Here is a 20,090-nt window from a genome sequence, read left to right as displayed (position 1 = left end):
ATGCCGCTGCTCGTTTTCGCTTCAGCCGGGTGATACCTGGACCTCGTCGTCACATTCGACGCACACACGCCAAGACACCACATGCCCGGGCTCGACGAAATCTTTGATGCGCTCGATCGCGATGCGTGCTCGGTCTGGCCGATCGAAAAACTCCAGTACGAGCGGAAGATCGGTCGATAGATCGACCAAGCCCGCACTGTGCACCACGCCGGAGGCGCCAAAGCCGGCAACGCCGCGCGTCACGGTCGCACCCAGCACGCCAAGCTCATCATGCAGGCATTTCAACAGCGGCTTCAGGCCGTGATCCGACTCGGTCAGGTAGACACGGACCATGGTCGCCCAAATCACACCATGCTCGCGCTCAGACCCAGAATCTGAACCCGGTTTGGACCCCGACCCCAGCGTCTTAACGTCCTCTTGCTGATGCACAAACCCTGGCTTGGTCATAGCAGCCTCGCGCTGATGATACCGGCCCAGCAGGCTCCAAGACAGAGCAGCAGACTGCCGGCAACATTGAGCAGCGCACGCACCATCTCGCCCTGCTCCACCAGCGTCAGCGTCTCGAGCGAGAAGGTCGAGAAGGTGGTGAAGGAGCCCAGAAAGCCAACCAGCACCGCGGCACGTAGCTCAGGCGCCACCAGGCCGCGCTCCAAAAAGAGCACGAACAGCAGGCCCATGGCATAGGAGCCAAGGCCATTCACCACCAGGGTTCCCCAAGGGAAGTCGCGACCGAAGAGCCGATAGACGCCGGTTGAGACGCCAAACCGCGCCACCGCGCCCAGCGCCCCACCACCTGCAATCGACAGCATCTGCAATATCATTCGCCTTGCCGTGCTCGTCTTTTCATTCGAATTGCCGACTGATCGAGCGGATCAGTCGGCATCAACCTCGGTTTTGGCGCCTGAAGTTGGCGGAGACATCGCACCCGATCCAAGCAGGCTGCCATCGCGCGCCTCCCTGACACCATAGTAGTCGAACTCACCACCGTGGAAGCGCTTCATGGTCTCAGCGAGATCGCCGTTAAAACGCGGGTCTTGCGGGCGCTCATGACTGTTGATGTAGGCCGCGGCATCCCAGGCCTGTTGATCGGTTAGCTCCAGGTAATTGCCGAGCGGCATGTTGGTCTTGATGAAGGCAGCAACGATATCGATCCGGTGCATACCGGCGCCCCAGTTATAGGAGCGCTCACCCCAGAGTGGCGGAAACACCATCTCGGTGCCGGCGTAGCCACCCTCGCCCTCATCACCATGGCAGACCGCGCAGTGCTTGGCGTAAACCACCTCACCTCGGTCTGGATCAAAGCCTTGCTCGGTCTGAGCAAGCGCCGGATAACCGCGCCCGGGCATCTGCCGATCACCGGTCGGTGCGTCCTGGGCCAGCCAGTAGAGATAACTGGTCAACGCAAGTACCGTGGTGCTATCGGCAGCGGGTGGATGACCGACCTCGGACGCCTGCGCATTCATCGAGTAAGCAAAACAGCCTTGAATCCGCTCAGTCAGGGTATTGACCTTGTTGTTCTTGGCGCGATAAGCCGGATAGGCGACCCAGGCGGCCCACATCGGCGCCGCATTGGCGAGACGGCCGCCATCCAGATGGCAACCCTCGCAGACCTGATCGTTACCGACGTACTGGCCCGAGATCTGATGGCGATAGGTATGGCTGAAGATGGACTCGCCCAGCGCGACCATCTCGCCAAACTCATCGGTTGGCCGCTCGCTGCGCGACGGCGGCTGGAAATGGCGCTCATCGGTGAGCGCGCGACCGGGTGCGACCGGGCCTTGATGAGACAAGGCGTCCTTGTGCGCCTTCGGCATGATCGACGACCACCAGTGTGGCTTGGCAGGCTGCCCTGCTGTCCCTTGCGCTTCGGCTGTTTCATTGGCCGGTTGCTGCTCTGCCGGCTGCGGCTTACCCGCCCCATAGGCCAGCGGCTGATCGCCCCGCTGCCGGCTGGCCTGCGCGTGTCCAGCCGGCTCCGCAGCGGCCTGCTGAACCCCTGGCTGAGTCTGCGACTTAAGCGCCGTCGCCGGGGCAACGACAAAGGCTGGCGGCCTCAGTCCAGCGGCGCTCGGCACCCAGATGCCAGTATCAAGCTCGCGCACGCTCTCCACCGCCTGCGCGGCCGGCAAGACGGCATAGAAGGCCGCGACATGCTGCGCCTCAGCCAGGGTCAGCCGATGCGCAACCGCCGCCATCATGCCGTCGTGGTCGCCGCGACGCTCGCCCGTGCCCCAGGCCGCAAGCTGACCGACCAGGTAGTTGTAGGGCTGACCCGCCAACGCCGGAAAATGTTCGCCAACACCAATACCGAGCGGACCATGGCACTGCTGGCAGGCCGGCAGCCGCCGACCGTCCCAGTTGCCGTACAGGGCGAGCCAGGCACCATCTTTTGGGTTCAGATGCTTGGGTACCTGTGCGTTGCTCGCCGGCGGCAGCGCAGCAAAGTAGGCACTCAGCGCGGTGATCTCCTGCTCACTCAGCAACTTCGCCCAGGGCGCCATGATCGGGTGCTTGCGATTGCCATTACGAAAGTTTTGGATCTGATTGGCCAAATAGTCCGCCCCCAGAGCCGCCAAGCGCGGCGCGCCCACCTCCTCGCTGCCGCCGCCATCGGCCTGGTGGCACTTGGCACAGGGTTCGATGCCGCGCTGCGAATCGCCTTGAGTCACTAACGCCTCGGCGAGATTGACGTCAGGCGAAGTCGCCGCGGCGCCCGAGACCCCAGGCATGGCAACCCAGGACACGACATAAATCAGCAGGGAGGCGGCGATGGCAACGCGCGAAACAGCCGACCGATCTTGATTCTGCATGTTGGCTGACAACCTAGTGGGAGCTTAGTGGGAGCGAATAATGAGGCTACCCCGGAGGAGCCTGTCGTCGAATCGGACACTGAGATGCAGTATGGCCGATGCAACAGCCAAACTGCGAAACGCTGAACGCCCGAACATGAACGTCAATCCCTCATGAGGGATCGGCCGGGGTGGCGCGACGCCATGCGCGTTAGATCTAGATCTCAACTGGAGCGCAGCGACACCCCGCACGCGCTGGCTGCGATCGCAGGCGCTCAAAGCGCTCAAAGCGTTCAGCTCGCGGACCCGCTAACGACTGCCACGACCTGATCCATCACGGCCTGATTCAGATCCTCATAGCTGCGCTCGCCAGGCACGACGGCGGGCAGGAAGTCGACGCTGATCGGTGCTGAGAGCCTCGGTAGCCAGGAGCCGCTCGGCAAGGCTCGCCAGGCGCCTCTGATGGCCACCGGCACCACCGGCACCCCCAATTCCCGGCCCAAGATCGCGTAGGTCTTGCGGAACGACCGCACGACGCCGTCTTTGCTGCGGGTGCCCTCCGGAAAGATGATGAGGTTACAGCCTTGGCGCAGCACCTCCGCAAGGTTCTGTAACGCATGCTTTAGATCGCGCTCCAGATCCAGCACGATGACGTTGTTGCGCGCCGCCAAAAAGCGCAGCCAAGGCCTGTTGACGTGCTTCGCCTTGGCGAAGAAATAGGTCCGCTTCATCGTCGCATTGTCGAGGAAGGCGGCGACGAACAGGCCATCCAGGAAGCTCTGGTGATTCGGCGCCAGGATGCAGGGGCCAGACGGCAGATGCTCCATGCCGGTGCCACTCAAGCGGAAGTAACCGCGCGCCAGCGCGGCCATGCCGTGTCGGAGTGGATTGTGCGCTGGCCAACTGCGCGGCAAGTGAATCTCGCTGCGCTGTTTCAGGATCTCCGCCCAGTCCACCACCGAGACTGCCATCTTGGTCTTCTTGTCACGGATAAACTCGGCGATGCGACCCACCGTCGGATGCTCCATCAGCGTCTCATCCGTCACGCCGACCCCGAAGGTGGCCTGCAGGAAGGATTGCAGTCCGACGCGGTCGAGGGAGTCGAGCCCCAAGTCCAGCTCCAGGTGATCACCGGCGTAGACCTCGCATTCCTTCTGTTGCTGAAGAAATTGCTGAATCGTCTTATATTCAGGATCATCCGGCTCCGCCGGGCCCGCCGCGCGGGTCGTCGTTGAGGCGACCATCTCGGGCAGCAAAAAGCGCTTCAGCTTGCCCAGCCGGGTCTTGGGCAGCTCCTCGCCAAGCAAGTGCAGCTTCATCACCTTTTTGTAAGGCGTGACCGCTTGGTTATAGGGCGCCAACACCCGCTCATTCAGGGTTTTCTGCAGGTCAGCGATGCCCTGCTCCCGCGCCTTGCGGAAGTCCGGCACCACCGCCGCCTCCAGGCTGTCCTGATGCTGGAACACGGCAACCTCACCGATGAGGTCGGTTGCCGCAGACAGCTTGTCCTCGATCTCGACCGGATTGATGTTCTTGCCACTGGGCAAGACGATGATCTCCTTCTTGCGACCGGTGATGTGCAAGGCGCCGGAGTCGTCGAGATAGCCGAGATCACCGGTATGCAGCCAGCCGTCTTTGACCACCGCTGCCGTTTCTTGCGGGCGCTTGAAATAGCCCTGCATGACGTTGCGACCGCGGTTGATGATCTCGCCGTCGAGAATCCGCACCTCGTTGCAGGGCATCGGGCGACCGGCAGCACCGAGCCGGGCCTCGCCGGGGCGGGTGAAGGTGATCATCGGTGCCGCCTCCGTCATGCCGAAGCCCTCCAGCACCTCGAAGCCGAGGGTGGTCAGATCCCGGAACACCGCTTCATCGAGCTTGGCGCCGCCGCTGACCAGAAAGCGCACATGGCCACCGAAACGCGCATGCACCTTGGCGAACAGGCGCTTCGAGAAGGCTGGCGAGTTGATCTTGGCCGCCAACTGGAACAGCAGACGGGTCAAACGGCTGGCGTTGATCTTGTCCTTGATCGACTTGGTGATCAGCCGATACAGCCGCGGCACGCCGATGATGATCGTGACCTGATGGTCGTTCAGCGCCCGCAGCATATCCTCCGAGGCCATGGAGGGAGAAAACACACAGGTGCCGCCGGTATACAGCGGCGTGATGAGGGCGCCAAGCAACGGAAAGATGTGATGCAGCGGCAGGAGCGCGAGGACCCGTTGCCCTGGGGTGTAGATCGGCACGTCCTCTGAGATCGACTCGATGTTGGCGAGCAGATTGTCCCAGCTCAGCATCACGCCCTTGGGGCTGCCGGTTGTGCCCGAGGTATAGATCAGCAGCAGGGTCTTGTCGGGCGCGGGTGCTGGCAAGGGTTCGACGCGGCCATCAGCCGCTGCCAGATCGAGGTCGTCCAACACCAGGACCAGGGGTTGCTGATCGCTCGCTGCGATCGCCTGTGTCAAGATCTCACGCGTGCTGTTGGAGCAGAACACCAGCGACGGCGTGCAGTCACGCAGGATATAGGCGACATCCTCTGCCGAGCTCATGAAGTCGATGGGCACCAGGGTGCAGCCCTGTTTCAAGCCCGCATAGAAGGCATAGACCCATTCCAGCCGATTCTCGGAAAAGATCGCCACCTTGTGACCAGAGGGATCGTCGCAGGGGGCATCGTCGCCGGGGACGCCGGGAAAAGACCGCGACAGCGCGTCGATACGCGCCAGTAGCCTGCGATAGTCAACGCGTTGATCGTTCCAGATCAGCGCAGGTACATCGTGTTCTTGTAAGAGCATAGGAGAGGAGGTGGTGTCAGGTGCTAGTGCGAGGCGCCGCTAGTTGAATAGGCTGAACGGGGCAAAACCGATAGGAATCAATGATCCCGCTATTATCGAGGCTTCGCGGCTGCGGCGCGATCCCGTTCTGCAAGGCGCTCGAGCTTCTCTTTGATGCGGATCTCGAGGCCCCGGTCGACCGGCTGATAGTAGCGCCGTGGCGCCATGTCGTCTGGAAAATACTGCTCGCCGGCGGCATAGGCATCCGGCTCGTCATGGGCATAGCGGTAGGCATGCCCATAGCCAAGCGCCTTCATCAGCCGAGTCGGCGCGTTGCGCAGATGCACCGGCACCTCCAACGAGCCTTGCTTGCGCACGTCTTCAAGCGCGCTGTTCCAGGCCCGATAGACGGCATTGCTCTTCGCCGCGCTGGCCAGATAGACCGCCGCCTGCGCTAGCGCCAGCTCACCCTCTGGGCTGCCGAGACGCTGCTGCGCGTCCCAGGCATCCATGGCAATGGTGAGCGCACGCGGATCGGCATTGCCGATATCCTCGCTGGCCATCCGCACCAAGCGCCGCGCGATGTAGAGCGGATCGCAGCCGCCATCGATCATCCGTGCCAGCCAATACAGTGCCGCATCCGGCGCCGAGCCACGCACCGATTTGTGCAGTGCCGAGATCTGATCGTAGAAGGCGTCGCCACCCTTGTCGAAGCGGCGGACGCTGCCCTCGATGACCTGGCGCAGGGTCTCAAGGCTGATGCGGCGGCTAGGGCGTAGCGCTGCTGCTGACGCCTGTGTTGACGCCCCTTTTGGTGGTGCCTCAAGTGCAGACGATGTCTGTAGACCTGGCATCGGGCTTGATCCTGGACCAGATCCTGGACCAGAACCTGGACCTGGACCTGGACCTGGACCTGGACCTGGACCTGGACCTGGACCTGGACCTGGACCTGGACCTGGAGCCATCTTCGCCTCTAGTTTCGGCTCTGATTGCGAGATCGACTCAGATGGGTGATCAGCCGCGACCGGCGAAGCCAAGCCGGCGGCCAGCTCAAGCAGGTTCAGCAGCCGGCGCGCATCGCCATCGGCAGCCTCAGCGAGCAGGCGCCGCGTCTCGGCATCGATCAGAATACGTCCCTGAGCGCTGCTGCCAAACAGCGCAACTTCAGCTACTCCAGCACCCCCAGCCCTTTCAGCCCCGTCAGCCCCGTTAGTCGCTTCAGCCGCTTCGGTCGCTTCTGCGCCTTCAGCGCCCTCTAACCCGATACTCTTTTGTTGGCCTGTGCCTCCAACGACGCTTCTAGCGGGAGAGAACGTGGGAGCGGAGGTGGAAACGGGAGCGGAAGCGCTTTCGAGAGCGCGTTCGAGATCGGCCAAACCACGCTCAGGGTCGCTGAGCGCACGGTCCACCAACTGCTCTAGATCAACCAGCTCCAGCGGCTTGAGCAAATAGACACGCGCTCGCGACAGCAGCGCATTATTGAGCGCGAACGAGGGGTTCTCAGTCGTGGCGCCGATGAAGACCAGCGTGCCGTCCTCAACATGGGGCAAGAAGGCATCCTGCTGTGCCTTGTTGAACCGGTGCACCTCATCAATAAACAGGATGGTGCCGCGCTGCTCAGTCGCCCGCACAAGGCGCGCCTCGTCGACGGCAGCACGGATGTCTTTAACGCCAGCCAACACCGCCGACAAACTCAAGAATCGGCTGTTAGACGCTGCCGCGATCAGCCGCGCCAAGGTGGTCTTTCCGGTACCCGGCGGCCCCCAGAAGATCGCCGAATGCGGTCGATCGGCGGTGATGGCCTCGCGCAGCGGTCGCCCCGGCGCGAGCAGATGCGACTGGCCGACAACCTCATCCAAGCGACGCGGGCGCATCCGCTCCGCTAGAGGAACATGCGAGATCGGTGACTTGTTGGCGGGTCGGATCATTCACGCAAGCTCAACGCGGGCTATAAAACACCCTATCCTACAGCGCCCACGCAGCCAGGTTCGACCGACGATGACCAGCACCAACGTGCACCGGGACGAACGCTCACGCCGCGCTAGCTGCCTTCCGCCATTGCCAACGCAGCCCGCCCCCGCTTGCACCACATCGCCCAGTGCAGTGCAATACAGCGCGCTTTCTGGCTCCTGCGGCCGCCCGCCTCTATACGCTCGCGGCTTGCTCGGAGCTTGCTCGCGACTTGCTCGCAGCTTGCGCCCAGCAACACAACACCAAAGTTGCCTACTATCGTCATCGCCAACACCCGCAGCGGAGTATCCGGATGATTGAGGCTCATGAGATCAGCCGCAGTTACGGCAGCCTGAAGGCGGTGGACCAGGTGTCGTTCGCGATCGGCCGCCGCGAGATCGTCGGTCTGCTCGGCCACAACGGCGCCGGCAAGACCACCATCATGAAGATGCTCACCGGTTTCCTCGAGCCGAGCGCCGGGCAGATCGCCATCGACCAGCTCGACCTGGCCAGCCGCCGGCGCGAGGCGCAGCGACGCATCGGCTATCTGCCCGAGAACTGCCCGCTCTACCCAGACCTGAGCGTGCTCGAGCACCTCGAGTACCAGGCGTCTCTGCACGGCATCCCGCGGCGCCATCGCGCCGAGGCCATCCGCCGCGCGATCGAGCGCACCGAGCTCGGCACCAAAGCGCAAGCAACGGTCGCAACCCTCTCGCGCGGCTACCGGCAGCGGCTTGGCGTGGCGCAAGCGATCTTGCGTGAGCCGCCGATCCTGATCTTGGACGAGCCGACCAACGGCCTCGATCCCTCCCAGATCCAGCACATGCGATCGCTGATCCGCGAGTTAGCGCACCAGGCGACCGTGATCATCTCGACGCACATCCTGCAAGAGGTCGAGGCGATCTGCTCGCGCGTACTGATCATGCGCGCCGGGCGGCTCGCGGTGGACAGCCGCCTCGACGCGCTGAGCACCGACCCGCGCCTACTGGTCACTCTCGATCGGCCGATTTCCGAGGTCACCGAGACCCTGGGCGCACTCGATGGTGTTGGCGCGGTGACGCATCTCGGCGACGAGGGCGCACATCGGCGCTTTGCGTTGAAGACTAACGATCCCAAGCGGCTCGCACCGCGGATCGCACAGATCGCAGGCGATCGCGGTTGGGCGCTCTATACGCTCACGCCCGAGCGGCGCGATCTCGAAGCGCTGTTTGGGGCTGTTGTCAGCGGCGAACAGATCCAGTCGACCGAATCTGCTGCGATCCCATCGACCGCGGGCTCAGCTGAAAGCTCGGCGCCAAAGCCGGCTTCTCGCAAACGCTCGGGCCGAGGTTCGCGCTCAGGCTCGGCAGCCGCAACATCAAAGACAACGCGGAAAACAACAACACAAGCAAGCCCAAAACCAAAGGCAAAAGCAACGGCCAAAAAAGCAACGGCAAAAGCAACGCCAAGACCGGAACCGAAGGCTAAGCCGACGCCAAAGGCCAAACCGACGCCAAAAGCCAAGCCGGAGTCAAAGGCTAAGACAGCGCCAAAGGCTAAGCCGGAGCCAAGGGCTAAGACAGGGCCAAACGCTGAGCCGGAGCCAAACGCTGAGCCGGAGCCAAAGGCTAAGCCGGGGCCAAAGGCTAAGACAGCGCCAAACGCTGAGCCAGCGCCAAGGCCAAAAGTAAAGGCGAAGCCTACTCCACAAGCCGAGCCAACAGCGGAGCCAGCAGCGGAGCCAAAGCCGGAGCCAAAGGCCAAGCCGGAGCCAAAGCCAACGGCGAAGACTTCGGCCAAAGAGGGCCCAACCCATGGCTAATATCCTGCGCATCACTCGTAAGGAGCTCTCCTCGTTCTTCGGCTCGCCGGTCGCCTATCTCTTCATCGGCGCCTTCCTTGCCGCGACCCTATTCGTATTCTTCTGGGTCGAGGCCTTCTTCTCGCGCAACATCGCCGACACCCGGCCGTTGTTCGACTGGATGCCGCTGCTGCTGATCTTCCTCGCTGCCGCGCTGACCATGCGCCTGTGGAGCGAGGAACGCCGCGCCGGCACCCTGGAGCTGCTGGCGACGCTGCCGGTACCGACCTGGCGCCTGGTGCTGGGCAAGTTCCTCGCCGCTTGGGCGCTGGTAGCCATCGCCTTGGCGCTGACCCTGCCGCTGCCGCTCACGGTCGCGCTGATCGGCCCGCTCGACTGGGGCCCCGTCGTCGGCGCCTATCTGGCCACGCTGCTACTGGCGGCTGCCTACATCGCCATCGGCCTGTTCGTCTCGGCGCGCACCGATAACCCAATCGTCGCGCTGATCGGCACGACGCTAGTCGCCGCGTTGTTCTACCTGATCGGCTCGCCGGCACTGACCAGCCTGGCCGGGCACGGCGGCGGCGAACTACTGCGGCTGCTCGGCTCCGGCTCCCGCTTCGAGTCGATCACCCGTGGCGTCATCGATCTGCGCGATCTCTACTATTACCTCAGTCTGGTCGGCGCCTTCCTGCTGCTCAGTGTCGACACCCTGGAGCGCCTGCGCTGGGCCACCGATCCGGCACTCGATCCCCCGCGCCGCATCGCTCATCACCGCTGGTCGCTGCTCACGGGCCTCGCGGTCGCCAACCTACTCGCCGCTAACCTCTGGCTGCATCAGGTCGATGAGGTGCGTGCGGACCTCACCCGCGGCTCGGTCTACAGCCTCTCCGAGACCACCCAGACCTACCTCGACCAGCTCCAAGAGCCGCTGCTGATCCGCGGCTATTTCAGTGCCGAGACCCATCCGCTGCTCGCGCCGCTGGTGCCGCAACTGCGCGACCTCTTGCGCGAGTATCAGGCCGCCGGTAACGGGCGCGTCGTCGTCGAGCTGATCGATCCGCACAACGACCCCGAGCGCGAGCGTGAGGCCGGCGAGCAATACGGCATCCAGCCGGTCGCGTTCCAGACCGCCAGTAAGTACCAGGCCGGCGTGGTCAACTCCTACTTCGACATCCTGGTGAAGTACGGCGACAGCCATGAGGTGCTGGGCTTTCAGGAGCTGATTGATGTGAAGGTGCGCGGCGAGACCGATCTCGACGTGGTCCTGCGGAACCCCGAATATGACATCACCCGCGCGATCAAGAAGGTTCTGTATGGCTGGCAGGCCGGCGGCGACCTGTTTGCCGGCATCAACCGGCCACTGCGGCTGCGCGCGTTTGTCTCCGACCCCAGTGTCCTGCCCGAGCCGCTTCCCGAGCTGCGCGCCGAACTGGAAACCCTGCTCGACGAGCTCGCGGCAGACGCCGAGGGACGTTTCGGCTGGGAGATCACCGATCCGACCAGCGATCCGCCACTGGAGCAAGCGATCGCCGAGCGCTACGGACTGCAGCCGCTGGTCCTCAGCCTGCTCGACCCGCAGCCCTTCTACTTCGACATGGTCCTCGAGCGGGGCGAGCAGGTACAGGCCGTCCCTCTACCAGAGCAGCTCGATGCCGCTGGCCTGCGCCGCAGCTTGAGCGCGGCAATCAAGCGCTTCACACCCGGCGTGCTGCGTAGCATCGCCCTCTATCGGCCGGAATCCAGCCCCAGCATGCTGGGAATGGACGGCTTCGGTGGCGGCAACACCGACTACAGCCTGCTGGAGGAGGTGCTGCAATCGAGCTTCAATCTGATCCCGACTGATCTGAGAGACGGCCAGGTTCCAGAGCAGGCCGATCTGCTGCTGGTCATCGAGCCAAAGGATCTCGATGAGCGCCAGCGCTTCGCCATCGACCAATTCCTGATGCAGGGCGGCACCGTCATCCTTGCCACTACACCGCTCGCTGTCGACCTTGGCGGTGGCCGCATCCGTGCCGTCGAGCAACCCACCGGGCTGGAGGACTGGCTCGCCGGCCTGGGCCTGCGGCTCGGGCCAGGGCTGGTGCTGGACCCGCAGAACACACCGTTCCCGATCCCCGTGCAGCGGCAGCTCGGCGGCTTCCTGGTCGAGGAGATCCAGATGTTGCCCTATCCCTACTTCCCGGATGTGCGTGACGATGGGCTGAGCGATGCGTCCGGCATCACCGCTGGACTCGGCCAGCTGACCATGACCTGGGCGGCGCCGATCAGCCTCGATGCCGAGGCCAACGCCGGGCGCCAGTGGGTGCGCCTGATCGAATCCTCCGCAGCGGCTTGGACGCGCGCCGACAGCGATGTGCAGCCCGATCTGGAGGCCTATCCCGAGCTAGGCTTCGAGCGCGGTGACGACACCGGGCGCAAGCTCCTTGGCGTTTTGATCGAAGGCCGCTTCGAGTCGGCTTTCAGCGACCAGCCATCGCCTTTGCTCAGCGATCTGCAGCGCGACAGCAACGCATCCCTGGACGCCGAGGGCGCGCTCACCGACACCGAGACGCAGAAGCCTGAGTCACCGCTGCTCTCCAGCGTGGTCGAGCACTCACCGAGCTCGGCACGGTTGATCCTGCTGGGCTCATCGAGCTTCCTCTCCGACACCGCCATCAGCCTCGCCACCGAGGCCACCCAGAGCCGCTATCTGGCGCCGCTGACACTCATCCAAAACGCCATCGACTGGTCGCTCGAAGACCGCGGGCTGCTGACGCTGCGCGGCCGCGGCCAGTACAACCGTCTCCTCGAGCCGGTCGGACGCGAGCAGCGCATCCTGCTCGAAACGCTGAACTATCTGCTGGCGCTTGGGGGTCTGGCGCTGGTCTTTGCACTGCATCGACGGCTGCATCGCCGTCGCGAACAGGCCTTGGCCGCGATCCTGGAGGCTAAAGTTGGAGGCTAAGTCATGAGCGATCGACCGAATTGGCTGGCACAGCGCTTCCGCAACCCGCTCAGCGGGCTCGAGCCGAGCTGGCGGCGCGCGCTGCAGACGCCCGCCGTCAGCGCCCTGATCGCGCTGTTGGTGGCGCAGCTTGTCGCGGCGCTGGTCCTGGCCGGCAACGCCATGCAAACCAGCAGCGCCGCCGATGCCCCATTGCTCAATCTTGTGAGCGATCAGGTGAAGCGCATCGAGATCGATAGCGCCGACGAGCAGGTCGTGCTCGCCCGCGCTGCCGAGGGCTGGGTACTGCCCGCACTCGCCGACTTCCCCGCCGACGCGGACAAGGTTGATCGGCTCTTGAGCACGCTGACAGCACTTCAGCGGCCGTTGCCAGTCGGCGCCAGCGGCGAGACGCAACGCCGACTCAAGGTGGCCGACGACAACGCCGAGCGTCGCATCACTCTGTACGGCAATACCGGAAATACTGGCGATACTGGCGATACTGGCCATGTCGGCGAGCTAACGCAGCTCTTGACTGGCGACTCCCGAGGCTTTCGTCGCCTGTATGCGCGTCTGGCCGACGAAGACACGGTCTACGATCTGCCGCTGGCCAATGTTCTGATTGCCAGTGACAGCGGCGACTGGTTGCGTCGCGACCAGCTCCACCTCGACGCCGGGGCGATCGAGCGTGTCCACAGCGATGACTGGACGCTCAGTCGCATGGATGGCAGCTGGCGGCTCACGGCGGCATTGGCGGACCGAATGGCCGGCACGCCGACCTCTGCCCCAGCACCCGAGCTAGAGCGCATGGAGCTGGACCATCGTGAGCGAGAAGGCACCGAGCGAGAAAGCTCTGAACGTGAAGACGCTGGGCGAGAAAACACTGGGCGAGAAGGCGCTGGGCGGGAAGACAAGACGCTGGAAGGCGCTGGGCTGGAACCGACGGGTCTGGATCAAGCTGAGCCAAACCCGACCAAGATGCGTCGATCTGACCTAGACTCGTCTCAGGTCGAGGCGCTGTTGAGCCGCATCGCCAACCTCAGCTATGAGGATGTTCGGATGCCGGCAACCGCTGCAGCATTGACGTCCGAGCCCGTGCTTCGGCTCGACATCACGCTGGATGACGGCAGCCGTCGCAGCCGGATGGTATTCGCCGATGGCAACGGCAGTTATCTGCTCCAAACCGGCACAGACCCCTGGCTCTATGAGCTATCAGAGTACGATTTGGATGGGCTGCTCGGGCTCGATCCACAGCAACTCCTCGCCAGACAGGCCGATCAGTCGGCCCAAGCCGAAGCCAGCCACGAGATGACTCCAAGCGCTGAGCTGACTCTAAACGACTCGCTCGCTGCAGGCGATGAACTGGCTCCGAGCGCTGAACCGAATCCACTGGACACCGCAGGCAAGATCCCGTCGCACTCAGGAAACGGATCAGCGGCAACCGTTGAGAAAGATCTGGCCGATGGGGCAGGTCCGGTCGATAGGACAGATCCGGCCGATGGGGCAGGTCCGGCCGATGGGACAGATCCGACCGTTGGGATAGGTTCGAGCGACCTGGCAGAGCCAATTGACGATCGCCAGACTGACGAGCTCGGTGGCGCGGCGATCTCTGAGTCGCCAGCGCCGTCAGCGGACCTGGACCGAGGAACCGGAAGCGCAACGGAACCCACAACCACAGTCGGTGATTCATCGGCCGCTGAGGCCAACGACGCAGAACAGCCAGAGCCGGCGGCTGCAGCAACCGCGAGTGAGGGGCCGAGCGAGTCAGTAACCCACCCTGCAACCTCGCCTGCCGAGACAGAGCCCGACTTCCGCCCGCAACAACGCCCCGTGCCGGCTCGCAGCGCACCGCCGCAGTGGCCCTATCAGCGCTATGCGCCGCCGAGCGGACAGCCCTGGCCACCACAAGGCCCACCACCGCAAGCGGCACCAGGCTGGCGCTGAGAAACGGCGAGCAAGGCTGGCTTCGCCAGCGATTGCAATCCAGCACCAGCCAGCACCAGCCAGCACCAGCCATTGCCAGCCAGCACCAGCGATGGCGAGCGGGACCTCGCTACATCTCCCGCGCACGCACCCAGATGAGTGCGCCGAGCTCAACCGGTACCTGCTCACCAGACGGATTGGCCATGGTCTCGTCGCCCTCGAGCAAGGCGGCAAAGCCCCACCAGCCGGCGCGTGGCATCGCGTAGCTGAAGACGCCATTGGCATCGGCCTTCACCACCTGGGTCACGAACGGCGCCGCTGGTGGCTCGACCGAGCCATCGTTGTGCCATTCCACCTCGACGGTCGCGAACGGTACCGGCTTGCCGGCCCGAGTCACGACACCGGTGAACAGGTTGCCCGCCCAAAGCCCGTAAGGACGGACCAGAGGCTCAATCTCGACCGGGAAACCGACCCTCTGGTCCCAGCCTTCCTCAGCGCCGTAGGCGTCAACCACTGTCTTGGCGTAATGAATAATCATCACACCCTCAGCCGGCTCCCAGTACGGCGCCGGCTCAACGAAGAACAGATAGTCAGCCGGGCTCGGAACTCGGTACTCGGCCTTGTAAGCGGTCTTACCATCTCGCTCGACGGTCTGTAGTCCTTCAGACAGATCTTCGCGACCTTGGGGCGTTACCACGCCGAAGCTAACCGGCTTGTCCATGGCCATCGCCGGTCCACGTTCCATTGGATGGGTGAAGGCCAGGTCCAATATCACATCGGGGCCAGTCTCTGCGGTCAGAATCTCGGTGGATGGAATCAGCTCGAGAAAATGCGCCTCAGCGGCAAATGGCATGATGAGGCCAAGCATGGCCATCCAATGCCGTCTAGCGCGCACTGGGTTGCCCGGACAGGGATCGCTGGGTGCCATTGAAGACCTCCTCGGTCGAGTGATTTGGCAAGCAGGTCCCTCAAGGTAAGATAATTTTTGAAATTTGCATACCGTTACTTTTGCATGCGGTTACTTTTGCATGCGACGCCTTTTTGCATATAGCTTCTCTTGCAGACGCCTTCGTGCATCGATTTGTGCTCACCCTTCGAGCCAAGGCGGCTCAATGGGTTAACATGCACGTACTAGAAACTGCCGGACCCCATGAGCCTCAGCTGAGTCATGCGCATCCTGAATAAGCAACACAACAAAATCCACCCCATAGGCTCGATCTGGCTGCAGATCGTCAGCGCCGTCTTGCTGCTCGGCGGCTGCGCCCAGATCCCGGTCTCAACGCCCTCCAGCGGCCAGCTGCCAGCGGAGGTCAACGTCGAGTCCGAGCAAGAGACGGAGACCGCAGAGGCATCGGCGCAGGCCATCCCCGAGCCGCAGGAAGACCCGGAGCCCGATCAACTCTTCGAATGGAACGGCACCGGACGCAAGATTTCGCACGTAGTGATCGACACCAACGAGCAGCGCGCGCGCTTCTACGACGGCAAAGAACAGGTGGGCTGGACGACCATCGCGTCCGGCGTCTCATCGCATCCAACCCCGAGCGGTGAGTTCCAGGTGATGGAGAAGGTGGCGAAGAAGCGCTCGAATCTCTACGGCCGTATCTACAACGCCAACGGTGGCTTGCACAAGCGCAACGCCCGTTCGAGCGACCCGATACCCGCCGGGGGCAAATTCGTCGGCGCTCGCATGCCCCACTTCATGCGCATGACCTATGACGGCATCGGCATGCACGCTGGCGCCATCCCGAGGCCCGGCCAACCCGCATCGCATGGCTGCATCCGCCTCCCGGATACGGTCGCATCGAGCCTGTTTGCGCATGCTGACATCGGCACGCGGGTGACCGTGATCGGTAGCGGTCCAGACTATGGTAACTATGCCGAGCGCATTCGCCGTCAGCGCGAACAAGAAAAGCTGAATCGCATCGCCAACGCCAGCTCCGAGCCTCGCAGCAGCTCATCAGGTTCATCAGGGACCCGTTCGGCATCCACCACAAGCGCGTCAAGCTCAGCCCAGCGCGCGTCAACCGCAAGCGAACGGTCGTCGACTCGAACCGCGACCAAGGCGAGCTCCAGCGCCAAGACGGCGAACGCTAACGCGGCTGTGACGTCCGCCGGAGGCAATGAACCGGCAGGCTCTGGTCAAGGTGGCAGCAACTCCGGTGAGGTTACCGCTGATGTTACCGGTAATGCTAATGATAGCAGCAGCATGGGTGGCAGCCCGCTAGCCGGGGCCAGCGGGACCGGACCCGAGGCCGGCACCGAAGACACGGCTGCAGAGATGGCCAATGCCCCTCAAACGAGGACGCCGGCCCAACCCAGCCAGGCCAGCTCGGCAAGCACGAGCAACGCAGCAACAAGTTCAGGATCGCGCCAGACCACGGCGCCGGAAACCACTCAGTCAACCGCGTCAGAGCCGGAGCGCACACCGGCGTCAGCGCCAGCGCCAGCGCCAGCGCCAGAACGGAGACAGGCCACCGATCCGGAGCCCGCAGCAGCACAAGCTTCTGAGCCAGCGATCCAGGCGCAAGGCCAGACATCGACAGCTGCAGAGGGAGCACCAGCGGTTAACCAACAACCAGCGGCAACGCCACAAGTGAACACCCCTAGCAGCCCAACACCACAACCCCTGCAGACGGCGCCACCGGCCAGCGTGGCGCCGAAGGCGCCAAAGATCCGCTCCGCAGATGGCGCAGAGTCAAGCGGCGGCCAAGGCTAACAACCCGAATCAGTTATTCGGTAGGATGGACATTGGCCGTGACATGATGTTGACGTCGCGGCCGATACCGCCGATCGCGCCACTCATATCAATCATCTTTTGATCCATCGCCTGTAGCGCGCCGCCGAGCGAGACCATACGGACCTGGATGCGATCCATATCGCCTTCGACGCTGCCGAGATACTCGCGCATGCGGGACATATTCACCGACATCGCATCCACCGACGAAAAGATCGACGGCATCGGCGCGACATAGCCATCCATTGCCACCACCGACTGCTCCATCGAGCGCATGATGGCGTTCACGTTGTCAAAATCTTCGCGCATCCTCTGCATGTCATCAGCCATCTCAACCATATAGCTCGTGATGCTATCCATGCGCGTTGTGAAGGTCGCGACCAATGCCAGCATGGCGAGCATCATGACCACCATTCCGACCATCGCGTAGCGAATAATGCTGTTGATGCGCGAGGTACTGCGGACCATGTTGTGCTTGAAGATGAACATCAAGTCTTCGTGCAGGTCCATGAAGCGGTTGGCAACCTGTTCCGCCTCGTCACGTTCTTCTGGGGTCATCGCTACGGCCACTCTGGTCAAGATTCGGGGAGCCGGTTTCGACTGCGGCTCTAGCTGCGGCACTATTGGCCGAAGAATGGGACCATGCGCATCGGGCTGCTCATCTGATTCACGTTTTGGCGCATCCTGAAGACATCGCGATTCAAGAAACCGAAGACGTGATTCATCTGCAGGAGATTTTGATCCATGCCTCCCAGAATCTGGTCGATCGAATGGACGTTCGGGGCAATTCCGCCCATCGACGTCGAGATCAGGTCGACATCGTCGCGCATGCGGAGCAGCCTCTGCTCCATCGGCTCGATCACCGCGATGTTGTTGCTCATGTTGCCGACTGCGCTGTTGATGCGGGACATTCGAGCCGCCACTTCATCAAAGTCCTGTTCCATCAGATCGACTTGCTCATGCATCGAGCCCATCCGATCGGTGATCACGCCCATGGCCCCTACCAAGGTCCAGATCAGGTAGAACACCGGTGGGGTGAGCACGAGCACAGTGACGACGGAGATGCGACCGATGGTCTGCGTGCGGCGGTTCGCCTTGGCACTGCGATAATCGGTGTCTTCTTCACGCCGAACAGCATCCTGCAACCGCTCGTCGATGATTCGGAACACCTCGAGCTGCGGAGATCCTTTGAGGGCCTCGGTGGTCGTTTGGTCAGTCACTAGACGATGCCCCTGCGGTGGACTTGATGGATGAGCAGCAGAGCAAGAATAGCTCAAAACTGGAGCGCTGAATCCGCGCGAGCCGCGGGGGAACGTCCACCGCACACATCGACCGCTCGCCGGTCACTCCGATGCGCTCTAATGCGCATGATCCAGTCGACAAGAGGAGCCCAGCGTGGCCGCAGAATTTCATCAACAAGCCGATGCCCTGGTGGTCAAGCCCGGCAAGCGTCTCGACACCACCACCTCGCCAGAGATCGATCGCGAACTCACGGCTCGCATCGAAGCCGGCGCAACAAAGATCGTCTTCGACTTCGACGGCACCGATTATGTCTCGAGCGCGGGCTTGCGGGTGATGATGAAGGCGGCCAAGGCAACCGCCAAGCTCGGTGGTGGTGTTGGTCTGTGCCACGCCAACGCTCATGTGCGAGAGGTCTTGGACCTGTGCGGTTTCTTATCCCTGTTCAAGGCTGGCAAGACGATCGATAAGACCATCCAGATGCTCTAGCCCGCTCACCGCAAAAGCCCGCTCACCGCAAACAGCACCGGTCCCAAGCCGCATAACGCCAAACGACTTGCCGCAATCACCGCGCAAATGGCAATCACTCCTCGGCATCAGCATCTGGCTCGAACCCCTTGACCAGACGGACGTGATTGCGTCCATCGAGCCGACGATAGCTCATCTCGTCGGTTAGCCGCTTGACGAGATGAATACCCAGACCGCCAATCGGGCGTTCGTCGATCTCGGCGTCGGTGTCTGGCTCAGCAGCCTCGGTCGTCGGATCGAAGGCCGCGGCGCCATCGCTGATGTCGATGATCAAACGCTGCTGCTGTCGCTCGACATCGACATCGACCTCGACCTCGACCTCGACCTCGACATCGGCTGCGGCCGCGCCACCATAGCCGTGGTTGACGCTGTTGAGCACCAACTCCTCGACGCACAGGTTGACCGCATAGATGACCTGCATCGGCACGCCCTCCGCCATCAGCGCCCTCTCTATCTGCTCCACCAGCCGCGAGACCGCGTCGGCCTGATCATCGAGTCTGAACTTCATGGGCATCCCTCCGGTTTACCGAGCGAGATAGCTGGCTGACCAACTAACCGATCTTGGTCTCATGGCAATGGCTAGACTGACTCGGCACCTTCCGTGCTGTAGCCGAAACGACGCAGCACAGCGCTGATCTCAGGGTTCGGCTGGTGCAGGCACTCGTGCTCGCTGTTGCGCCAGGCGTTGATGCTGCTCGGTGGCACCACGAGCTGCTGGGCTCGGTCGAGCATGGGACGCGACACCGACTGGCCGACATGGTCATACATCCGCGCCAATGTCTCGCGCGGCGCCCAGCACAGCGCCTCATACGAGAGATGCAGGTAATTGTCCCCGAGCAACCGCTTGCCGTCGCGGGCAGCGATCGCGTTTCCGAGCGCCCAGAGCCGAAGCTGTGACCTGACGGGGTCAGCCTCTGGGCTCTGCTCCCCCAGCAGCCAAGTCCCATGTTTGCGCAGCAAGTTCAGATTTTTGCTGAGGGCAACGTCACGACCATCGCGCACCAGGTGGATGAATCGCATCCCAGGATAGAGGCGAGCCAGGAACGGGATGACCCACATGGAACGCGGGTTTTTCCAACCCCAGGCGGAAGACGGGTCGGGCATGCGGACACGGTGGCCGCGGATCAGGGCACGAAACAGGCGCTCGAGCTCAACGCGCTGAGCCGGTTCATCCGCCATCGCCTGTTCGAAATAGCGTTGCAGGAAAAAGCGGGTCGACATCGCATCTTCCGTTCTCGGGTTGACCCAAGACCCCATCCAGAACCCCGCCAGCCGCAATGCCCGTGGCAGCACGCGGGTCCCCGAGCCGCCATGGGCGCCAATCACCACCGGCGGCGGAACCTGTTGCGCCGGCGCGTCCGGCAACATCGGCAACATCGGCAGCACCAGCGTGCGGAACAGATGGAATCGAATGTTGGCGCTGGTGAGCGCGTTACTGCTGTCCATGGAT

15 protein-coding genes are annotated in these 20,090 nt (G+C 63.1%); 5 read left to right on the top strand and 10 right to left on the bottom strand.

Going from position 1 to position 20,090, the window contains the following annotated elements:
* Positions 1-21 precede the first annotated feature (21 nt).
* From CKO42_RS05740 to CKO42_RS27895, 5 genes are all read right to left on the bottom strand, one after another.
* Positions 22-348 (bottom strand): DUF190 domain-containing protein, encoded by a 327-nt coding sequence (locus CKO42_RS05740; RefSeq protein WP_338034854.1) that lies wholly within the window; start codon positions 346-348, stop codon positions 22-24.
* A gap of 95 nt (positions 349-443) precedes the next feature.
* Positions 444-809, bottom strand: coding sequence for a fluoride efflux transporter CrcB (gene crcB, locus CKO42_RS05735; protein ID WP_242479151.1), 366 nt, complete (start codon positions 807-809; stop codon positions 444-446).
* Between the two features lie 63 nt (positions 810-872).
* On the bottom strand, positions 873-2,810 hold the full coding sequence (locus CKO42_RS05730; RefSeq protein WP_242479150.1) for a c-type cytochrome: 1,938 nt from the start codon (positions 2,808-2,810) through the stop codon (positions 873-875).
* 272 nt (positions 2,811-3,082) lie between these two features.
* Positions 3,083-5,581: an AMP-binding protein gene (locus CKO42_RS05725; RefSeq protein ID WP_200240339.1), complete on the bottom strand. Its 2,499-nt coding sequence runs from the start codon at positions 5,579-5,581 to the stop codon at positions 3,083-3,085.
* Positions 5,582-5,673: 92 nt separating this feature from the next.
* Entirely contained in the window at positions 5,674-7,488 is a 1,815-nt protein-coding gene (locus CKO42_RS27895) for a replication-associated recombination protein A (protein WP_274608884.1), read from the bottom strand.
* Between the two features lie 335 nt (positions 7,489-7,823).
* On the opposite strand from CKO42_RS27895, the gene CKO42_RS28235 reads away from it, so the two are divergent.
* Genes CKO42_RS28235 through CKO42_RS05700 form a run of 3 tightly spaced genes read left to right on the top strand, consistent with a single transcriptional unit; the run spans position 7,824 to position 14,160 of the window.
* Positions 7,824-9,311, top strand: coding sequence for an ATP-binding cassette domain-containing protein (locus CKO42_RS28235; RefSeq protein ID WP_338034853.1), 1,488 nt, complete (start codon positions 7,824-7,826; stop codon positions 9,309-9,311).
* Positions 9,304-12,237: a Gldg family protein gene (locus tag CKO42_RS05705; protein WP_200240338.1), complete on the top strand. Its 2,934-nt coding sequence runs from the start codon at positions 9,304-9,306 to the stop codon at positions 12,235-12,237. The genes CKO42_RS28235 and CKO42_RS05705 overlap by 8 nt, the downstream gene beginning before the upstream one ends.
* A gap of 3 nt (positions 12,238-12,240) precedes the next feature.
* Positions 12,241-14,160 (top strand): DUF4340 domain-containing protein, encoded by a 1,920-nt coding sequence (locus CKO42_RS05700; RefSeq protein WP_200240337.1) that lies wholly within the window; start codon positions 12,241-12,243, stop codon positions 14,158-14,160.
* A gap of 109 nt (positions 14,161-14,269) precedes the next feature.
* Here the strand turns inward: CKO42_RS05700 and CKO42_RS05695 are convergent, their stop codons facing one another.
* Positions 14,270-15,067, bottom strand: a complete 798-nt coding sequence (locus tag CKO42_RS05695; RefSeq protein ID WP_420844270.1) for a DUF4198 domain-containing protein — start codon at positions 15,065-15,067, stop codon at positions 14,270-14,272.
* 240 nt (positions 15,068-15,307) lie between these two features.
* Between CKO42_RS05695 and CKO42_RS05690 the strand changes: the two genes are divergently transcribed.
* Entirely contained in the window at positions 15,308-16,855 is a 1,548-nt protein-coding gene (locus CKO42_RS05690; RefSeq protein WP_200240336.1) for a L,D-transpeptidase, read from the top strand.
* Between the two features lie 9 nt (positions 16,856-16,864).
* Here CKO42_RS05690 and CKO42_RS05685 read toward each other — a convergent pair whose 3' ends face one another.
* Together CKO42_RS05685 and CKO42_RS05680 are read right to left on the bottom strand one after the other, a co-directional pair.
* Complete coding sequence (locus CKO42_RS05685) at positions 16,865-17,443, bottom strand: hypothetical protein (RefSeq protein ID WP_200240335.1); 579 nt, start codon at positions 17,441-17,443, stop codon at positions 16,865-16,867.
* A gap of 50 nt (positions 17,444-17,493) precedes the next feature.
* On the bottom strand, positions 17,494-18,093 hold the full coding sequence (locus CKO42_RS05680; RefSeq protein WP_200240334.1) for a hypothetical protein: 600 nt from the start codon (positions 18,091-18,093) through the stop codon (positions 17,494-17,496).
* A gap of 175 nt (positions 18,094-18,268) precedes the next feature.
* Between CKO42_RS05680 and CKO42_RS05675 the strand changes: the two genes are divergently transcribed.
* The gene (locus tag CKO42_RS05675) at positions 18,269-18,601 is read left to right on the top strand and encodes an anti-sigma factor antagonist (protein WP_200240333.1); all 333 of its coding nucleotides are present in this window, start codon (positions 18,269-18,271) and stop codon (positions 18,599-18,601) included.
* A 94-nt stretch (positions 18,602-18,695) separates the two neighbouring features.
* Here the strand turns inward: CKO42_RS05675 and CKO42_RS05670 are convergent, their stop codons facing one another.
* The gene (locus CKO42_RS05670) at positions 18,696-19,148 is read right to left on the bottom strand and encodes an ATP-binding protein (RefSeq protein WP_200240331.1); all 453 of its coding nucleotides are present in this window, start codon (positions 19,146-19,148) and stop codon (positions 18,696-18,698) included.
* A gap of 71 nt (positions 19,149-19,219) precedes the next feature.
* Positions 19,220-20,086, bottom strand: a complete 867-nt coding sequence (locus CKO42_RS05665) for a sulfotransferase family protein (RefSeq protein ID WP_200240329.1) — start codon at positions 20,084-20,086, stop codon at positions 19,220-19,222.
* Between the last annotated feature and the right edge of the window lie 4 nt (positions 20,087-20,090).

The sequence above is a fragment of the Lamprobacter modestohalophilus genome, from assembly GCF_016583905.1.
In the GTDB taxonomy this organism is placed as follows: Bacteria; Pseudomonadota; Gammaproteobacteria; order Chromatiales; family Chromatiaceae; genus Lamprobacter; species Lamprobacter modestohalophilus.
This window is presented reverse-complemented; position numbering and strand designations above follow the sequence as displayed.

Coding starts and splice junctions, on each gene's coding strand:
- CKO42_RS05730 (WP_242479150.1), bottom strand. CDS start 2,810: ATGCAGAATCAAGATCGGTCGGCTGTTTCGCGCGTTGCCATCGCCGCC.
- CKO42_RS27895 (WP_274608884.1), bottom strand. CDS start 7,488: ATGATCCGACCCGCCAACAAGTCACCGATCTCGCATGTTCCTCTAGCG.
- CKO42_RS05695 (WP_420844270.1), bottom strand. CDS start 15,067: ATGGCACCCAGCGATCCCTGTCCGGGCAACCCAGTGCGCGCTAGACGG.
- CKO42_RS05700 (WP_200240337.1), top strand. CDS start 12,241: ATGAGCGATCGACCGAATTGGCTGGCACAGCGCTTCCGCAACCCGCTC.
- crcB (WP_242479151.1), bottom strand. CDS start 809: ATGCTGTCGATTGCAGGTGGTGGGGCGCTGGGCGCGGTGGCGCGGTTT.
- CKO42_RS28235 (WP_338034853.1), top strand. CDS start 7,824: ATGATTGAGGCTCATGAGATCAGCCGCAGTTACGGCAGCCTGAAGGCG.
- CKO42_RS05670 (WP_200240331.1), bottom strand. CDS start 19,148: ATGAAGTTCAGACTCGATGATCAGGCCGACGCGGTCTCGCGGCTGGTG.
- CKO42_RS05690 (WP_200240336.1), top strand. CDS start 15,308: ATGCGCATCCTGAATAAGCAACACAACAAAATCCACCCCATAGGCTCG.
- CKO42_RS05725 (WP_200240339.1), bottom strand. CDS start 5,581: ATGCTCTTACAAGAACACGATGTACCTGCGCTGATCTGGAACGATCAA.
- CKO42_RS05665 (WP_200240329.1), bottom strand. CDS start 20,086: ATGGACAGCAGTAACGCGCTCACCAGCGCCAACATTCGATTCCATCTG.
- CKO42_RS05705 (WP_200240338.1), top strand. CDS start 9,304: ATGGCTAATATCCTGCGCATCACTCGTAAGGAGCTCTCCTCGTTCTTC.